This window comes from Streptomyces cahuitamycinicus, assembly GCF_002891435.1.
Lineage (GTDB): Bacteria > Actinomycetota > Actinomycetes > Streptomycetales > Streptomycetaceae > Streptomyces > Streptomyces cahuitamycinicus.
This window is the reverse complement of the sequence record NZ_POUC01000827.1, coordinates 1-1,329: the sequence shown is the minus strand read 5'-3', so window position 1 is coordinate 1,329 and position 1,329 is coordinate 1. Positions and strand designations below refer to the sequence as shown.

Sequence of the window (1,329 nt, the reverse complement as noted above, 5' to 3'; positions counted from 1 at the left end):
AGATGTGTATAAGGGACAGGTGCTGCAGCGCAGACAGGGGCGGGGTGCGCGGCCGTAGACGAAGAGGTCCTGGCCGCGGCGGCCCGTCGTGCTGCGGATCGGGCGGTCGCGGTTGGCCTCGAGCAGCTTCTTGGCGAGCGCGGGCAGCTTAGTGGCGCGGTCGGGGGGAAGGTCGCCGGCCGGGAGCCAGGGCGTGACGCCGAGCAGGAAGCACAGCTCGCTCTTGTAGACATTGCCGATGCCGGCGAGGTTGCGCTGGTCGAGCAGCGCCTCGCCGAGCTCTCGGGCGGGGTCCTGGAGGACGTTGGCGAGGGCTCGGTCGGGGTCCCAGTCCGGGCCCAGGAGGTCGGGGCCGAGATGGCCGACCGCGCGGTGCTCGTCGGTGGTGCGCAGCAGTTCCAGGACGGGGAGGCGGTAGCCGACGGCCGTGCGGTCGGTGGTGCCGAGGATCGCGCGGATCTGGTGTCCGGGACCTCCGCTCCAGCGCTGGCCGTTCCGGTACACCTTCCAGGAACCGTCCATCCGCAGGTGGGAGTGGAGGGTCAGGCCGCCCTCGATGCGGGTGAGGAGGTGCTTGCCGCGCGCGGTGGCGTCCAGGACCGCGCGGCCCGTGAGGTCGGCCGTGGCGAAGCGCGGGACCCGGAGATCGCTGCGGGTCAGCACCCTGCCCGCGAGGGCGTCGTGCAACCGCCTCGCGGCCTGCCAGACCGTGTCACCTTCGGGCATGGGTCAAGGGTGGCACGACGGCCGCGTACCCGGCCGGACCGGCTGTGGGTGCGGGCGTCAGGCGCGCAGACGGAGTCCTCGGGGTGTCGCGATGAAGCCCGCTCCTTCCAGGAGGGTGCCGATGGGGGACGTCAGGGCCTGGGCGCCGTTGACGCGCTCCACCGTGACCGTGCCGAGCGAACCCGCGCGGGCTGCCGTGGCGAGGGCCTCCGCGGCGCTGCGCAGGCGGAGGTCGTCGGTGGGGGCGCCGTCCGGGTCGGTGGCCCAGGCCAGCAACGTCTTGCCGCCGCGCTCCATGTAGAGCGTCAGTTCACCGTCGACGAGCACCACCAGGGAGCCCGCTTTGCGGCCCGGCTTGTGCCCGGCGCCGGTCGGGGGCTCGGGCCAGGCAAGGGCGGCGCCGTACGCGTTCGCCGGGTCGGCGGCGGCGAGGACGACGGCCCCGGTGGCGCCGTCAGGGCGGGTACGCCGGCCCGCGAACCCCTGGTCGTGGGCTGCACGCCCGCCGTTGAGCCAGGGCGGTGCGGCCTGCGGGGCGTAGTCGCGGGGCGAGACCCACTCGCCCGGCGACGGACGAGGGGCGTCGTAGGAGGCGTCCAGGTC

Annotated in this window: 1 protein-coding gene and 1 pseudogene; both read right to left on the bottom strand. The window is 74.5% G+C overall.

The annotated features are described in order from the left end of the window. On the bottom strand, positions 1–726 hold a 726-nt coding region (locus C1J00_RS43220), incomplete at its 3' end, for a DNA-formamidopyrimidine glycosylase family protein (RefSeq protein WP_102914215.1). A 57-nt stretch (positions 727–783) separates the two neighbouring features. Next, positions 784–1,329: pseudogene (locus C1J00_RS43215) on the bottom strand (DEAD/DEAH box helicase); the annotation flags it as partial.